The sequence below is a fragment of the Psychrobacter sp. UBA3068 genome (assembly GCF_002366815.1).
GTDB lineage: Bacteria > Pseudomonadota > Gammaproteobacteria > Pseudomonadales > Moraxellaceae > Psychrobacter > Psychrobacter namhaensis.
Genome location: NZ_DFBY01000034.1, coordinates 1 through 4,795, shown reverse-complemented (window position 1 = coordinate 4,795; position 4,795 = coordinate 1). Strand labels below are relative to the sequence as shown.

General features: G+C 47.4%; 5 protein-coding genes. 2 read left to right on the top strand and 3 right to left on the bottom strand.

Annotated elements, in window-relative coordinates:
• Positions 1-40: 40 nt before the first annotated feature.
• The 3 genes from B2P60_RS08580 to B2P60_RS08570 all read right to left on the bottom strand — a co-directional run bounded on the left by B2P60_RS08580 (position 41) and on the right by B2P60_RS08570 (position 2,381).
• On the bottom strand, positions 41-583 hold the full coding sequence (locus B2P60_RS08580; protein ID WP_286740772.1) for an acyl-CoA thioesterase: 543 nt from the start codon (positions 581-583) through the stop codon (positions 41-43).
• 60 nt (positions 584-643) lie between these two features.
• The gene (locus tag B2P60_RS08575) at positions 644-1,666 is read right to left on the bottom strand and encodes a YheT family hydrolase (protein WP_286740770.1); all 1,023 of its coding nucleotides are present in this window, start codon (positions 1,664-1,666) and stop codon (positions 644-646) included.
• 118 nt (positions 1,667-1,784) lie between these two features.
• On the bottom strand, positions 1,785-2,381 hold the full coding sequence (locus tag B2P60_RS08570) for a YigZ family protein (protein WP_286740769.1): 597 nt from the start codon (positions 2,379-2,381) through the stop codon (positions 1,785-1,787).
• 197 nt (positions 2,382-2,578) lie between these two features.
• Between B2P60_RS08570 and B2P60_RS08565 the strand changes: the two genes are divergently transcribed.
• Positions 2,579-3,283 (top strand): pseudouridine synthase, encoded by a 705-nt coding sequence (locus B2P60_RS08565; protein ID WP_193005692.1) that lies wholly within the window; start codon positions 2,579-2,581, stop codon positions 3,281-3,283.
• Between the two features lie 315 nt (positions 3,284-3,598).
• On the top strand, positions 3,599-4,678 hold the full coding sequence (locus B2P60_RS08560; RefSeq protein ID WP_286740767.1) for a disulfide isomerase DsbC N-terminal domain-containing protein: 1,080 nt from the start codon (positions 3,599-3,601) through the stop codon (positions 4,676-4,678).
• Positions 4,679-4,795: the final 117 nt, after the last annotated feature.

Sequence of the window (4,795 nt, the reverse complement as noted above, 5' to 3'; positions counted from 1 at the left end):
TACACACTTTTTAGGAAAGGCTCTCGCGTTCATCAGAATCTCAACCCACAGGCGGCCACGGGCGATCAGCATCGCTCTCAATCCACTCTGCCACATAGCCCGTTGGAGGCAACTCCCACTCAGATTGATCTAAAGCGGCTAAGACACGTGACGTATCGATGACTCTACCGCCTTTGGTCACGCCCGTACGCAGTATGGCAGACGAGCAGGGCTTACCCTTGACCCACATCGACTGCTCGATATACATCCAGCGCGCATCAATGCCAACAATTTTGGTTTTAAGCGTGACTTTTTCAAAGGCGCGAATACGCTTGCGATACTGAATGGTACTGCCAGCGACGACCAAGCCCCAACGCTGTTTCAATAGCTGCTTGCCAAGTCCTGTTCGTACCGCAAAGTCGATACGTCCCAAATCATACAGCGTGAACACGCGACCATTATTCATCTCTAAGAAGTTATCGATATCCGTCAAGCGGCAGCGAAACTGAATCTCACTGGTCTCTTTCAGCGTTAAAGTCTGACCTTTTTTTACTTGTAGGGCGGCATGAGCGATGGTACTGGCATAGCGGATAAATGGATACATAATCGGACTCTAAATGAGAAAATAGGACAGAGCTTAGGAAGACAGATGACTTATGATGATTTACGCAGAAGCCGCTGAGTCATCATCGGTCTTGGTTGCTTCTACAAAAAAACGCATCGCTGTACTCGGCAGCCAACCCAAATCAAATTTGCGATTGCGGTAGTTGATAAACCCAATATGCCCGCCATGCTCGGTGTCAATTAAGGTCACATTTTCAGACACATCGCCACGTGTGGCAGTTGCACCCAAGAATGGATCATCTTTGGCGCTGATGATTAAGGTCGGTTTGGCTATATGAATCAGATGCGGCAACGCGGATGCTTGATAATAATAGTCGTTTTTGGAGCGAAAGCCATGCCGCGGCGCAGTGAAGATATCATCAAACTCGCTGATGCGGTTGGTGGCTTTAATGGCTTTGATCTCATCTTCGGTCAAATTGTTTTTGATGGCTTTGCTGACAATGGGGTTTAACAAGTAAGGTGTATAAATACGTCGACCCAAAAACCGCTCCATCGCCTGCGAGGAGGAGATCAGATCGACAGGCGCAGACGCCACCACAGCGGCCTTACAAAGCGCTGCCTCACCGTATTCACTCATGTATTTTGCCAGAGCGTTACCGCCCAAAGACACGCCAATACTATAGACCGTTTGGTACTGCTGGTTTAAATACTGTAGTGCGTGCTCAAGCTCACTGGTGTCACCTGCTTGATAAAACACTTGGCCTTTGACAGGGACACCGCCGCAGCTACGAAAGTGCACCACCACAAAATGCCAGTCGTTGCGCTGTACGGCATGGGCGAGGGTACGCGCATAGTGGCTGTCGCTACTGCCTTCCATACCGTGAAATAAGACGACTAGGGGTTTTTGGTATTTTCCCTGATCTGTCAGCGTCTCATTAGTATCATAAAAGTCATAGGCAATCTCGCTCTCATCGAGTGAGTCTTTGAGCAGCTCGCGGCGATACTCAGGGGCTTTCGCCGCAATAAATCTAGGCAAGATCGTTTGTAGATGAGCATTCTTCAACCAAAATGGCGGTTTAAAAGGGGCTGGAGAGAAAGCGTTGGTTGGTTTTGAAGTGGACATAGCGGGATCTTATTTAATTATCGTTAAAAAGCAATGCTTTATCATAACGTCAGCAATGGTTAAAACCAACAAGTTTCAGTGAACGCATGGTTACTCAAAATTACTGACACAAAAACGTTTACGTTTTCTCCAAAACACGTCCATCCATCGCAAGGCGTTCTTTTAGACTGTCTATATCTGCTGCAGCCAATGTCGCAGTCAGGGTAACTTGTTTACTATAATTTACCTCATCAATATGACCGCTTAGACTGTCGATCACATAGCGGCACTGCGCTTCGGTCGCAAACTCTGCCAAAATCTGCACTTGCAGCAGTGGTACATACGGGCTCAATGTCATTTGGTCGATAGCCGCTTGCGCTGAGCCTGCATAAGCGCGGGTGAGGCCGCCTGCGCCCAGTTTGATGCCGCCAAAGTAACGTACCACAATGATAATGACGTTGCCGATAGATTTGTGCTGCAAAACGTTTAAAATGGGTTTGCCTGCCGTACCGTTTGGCTCGCCATCATCATCAAAACCTGCGCTGGTGGTATTGTTGGGATCGCCAATGATATACGCCCAGCAGTGATGACGGGCGTCCGCATATTGCTCGCGCAATTGTTCCACGTGAAACAACGCGTTTTCCCGTGACGTCACGGGATAAGCGTATGCAATGAACTCAGATTTTTTGATTTCTAAGCGCGCGGTGACAGCTCGTTTTAGCGTTTGATAGCTCATATTTCATCAGGTCTAGGTTGGATATGGTAAACTGGTCTAACTTTCACTGCTGTCCGTATTTGGCGCAGTGTTCATTTTATTTTTTATTATAGTACCACTTCTGACCAGTTAAGATAGCGAACAAGATAAGTGTGCATACTTGCGACGTTGGCTTTAGAGGCAGAGTAGGTATCATAAAACGGATGGTAGTCAATAGTATGCGTCTAGATAAATTTATTAGTAAAGCCACTGAGCTGTCGCGCAAAGAATCGAAAAAGATCATGCACGCTGGCGAAATCACGGTAAACGACCAAGTCATCAAAGATCCAGGGTTGCATGTCGATATTGTCAATGACGATGTGATGTGGGCAGGCGAGCCATTATCGGTCGCGACTGGTAATCGCTATATCTTACTGCATAAACCTGAAGGGTTTGAGTGTACCTTAAAAGCCAAAGAGTACCCAATCGTCACCGAGCTGATCGCTGTACCAGAGCTTGGCAGCTTACGTATTGCTGGGCGACTCGATGTTGATACCACAGGCGCGCTGCTTATCAGTGATGATGGTGGCTGGCTGCACCGTGTGACCAGCCCTAAGCACGAGCATGCAAAAGTCTATGAGCTGACCTTAGCAGATGCGATGGATAGCGACGCCCAAGAAAAAGCGGTAAAAAAAGTTGCCGAAGGGATCTTATTAGAAGGCGATCACGAACCCACCAAGCCGGCGATTCTTGAGTTCATTGATGAAACGCACGCGCGTCTGACCTTAGAGCAAGGTAAGTACCATCAAGTCAAACGTATGATGGGGTATTTTGGTAATAAAGTGATCGAGCTGCATCGCGCCAGCATTGGCCATATCAACTTAGACGGTCTGGACAAAGGCGACAGTCGTTTCTTAACAGCCGATGAAGTCGCCAAGTTTTAAGTAAGACACTGCCCTAAAAAGTCGTCCCGAAAACCATCAGCAGCGCACCAAACGTCCGCTGCTTTTTGCTGTCTGTACACTGTCAGCTAGGTCTAATAGCGGTCTGTGTTGCCTGTCTCTTAAAGCTGGGTAGCAATTTTGCAATAATGCGTTTTTAAGCCTTTGCAAAAATCCTCCCCATGCTACAGTCTATCTTTCTTTTTAATATGTGTTTTTGCATAATATATGGCTCATGCGCTTTTTATAGGCTAGGGATGAGTACTATGTTGATCACCAAAACATACTCATTATGAAAAACCAGATAGGACTGTCTCTGTGAAACGCTCTTTATTAACATCCACTACTCTGATCGCTACTTTTATCGTAGCAACCACCGCTTGTGCTCAGCCTAACCCTGCTAACGTTAGCAGCAGTCACACCAGTCAAAATGTGGCCAGTCAAAATATAGCAAGGACACAGGCGGCTGGCACGGTGAGTCATTCTGTCGACAAGCGGTTGCGCCAAATCCTAAAGCAAGCAGGCATCAAAACGCAAATTACCTCTATTGTGCCATCCAACTTCCCCAATATGTATCAAGTCAATTTGGTGGGTCAGTTGCCACTGCATATGACCGCAGATGGTAAGTACGTCATTCAAGGCAAGCTACAAAAGAACCCAAGCAAGCGAGTAGTGTCCAACATGGCGCAACGTAGTCACCGCGCACAAATAGGTCAGCCAATCAGTCCTGCGCTCAAGTCAGCGCTGCTTGCCAATATGAGCGCGCTCAAAAACATGAACACCAAAACCCCGTTCTTTTATACCGCAGTGCCGGGCGTTATTTGGGGCGCAACGCTGGAAGGTGTGCCTTTTTTACTATCGGACGATGCGCAGTACATCACCGATGGTGAGATATCAGTGATCGAAAACGGTCAGTTTGTTGGTCTTGATACAGAGTTTGAGCAGCGTAAAAACCAATCGGTATTTGCGACATTGGATGACGAGCAGCTGATTACTTATCCCGCCACCAGCCCTGAGAGAGCCGTTATATATGTGGCTGACGATGTGAATTGTCCTTACTGCCGCCGTCTACATCAGCGTTTGCCCATGCTTAATGCAAAAGGCGTCACGGTAAACATTATCGGCTATCCGATATATGAGCAGTCGCCCGCCCAAATGCGTGGTATCTGGTGTCAAGGTGATGAAGATAGCCGGCGTAAAGCCTTTGATAAAGCCATGTTGCAAGGGGAGATGACGCCCGCACCTGCCAGTTGTAACATTGATCTTATCACGCCCAATCGCGACAAAGCCGCAGGGCTTGCCGTGATGGCCACACCGGCCATTTATCGTGAAGATGGCGTGCTATACCAAGCAAGCTTTGAGAGTCCTGAGTTTCTCGAGTTCTTGGGAGTAGAGTAGCTGTAGACTAGCCAGTACCACTCATTCTAAATCGTTCTTATAAGGTTTTTAATAAAAATGATCTATAAAAAAACCGCCCCATGAGTGAGTATCATTGAACTGACCCCCAAATGTTGG

What these genes read in the sequence shown, in the direction of transcription:
- B2P60_RS08575 (WP_286740770.1), bottom strand. Translation starts at nt 1,666, where the DNA reads ATGTCCACTTCAAAACCAACCAACGCTTTCTCTCCAGCCCCTTTTAAA.
- B2P60_RS08570 (WP_286740769.1), bottom strand. Translation starts at nt 2,381, where the DNA reads ATGAGCTATCAAACGCTAAAACGAGCTGTCACCGCGCGCTTAGAAATC.
- B2P60_RS08580 (WP_286740772.1), bottom strand. Translation starts at nt 583, where the DNA reads ATGTATCCATTTATCCGCTATGCCAGTACCATCGCTCATGCCGCCCTA.
- B2P60_RS08565 (WP_193005692.1), top strand. Translation starts at nt 2,579, where the DNA reads ATGCGTCTAGATAAATTTATTAGTAAAGCCACTGAGCTGTCGCGCAAA.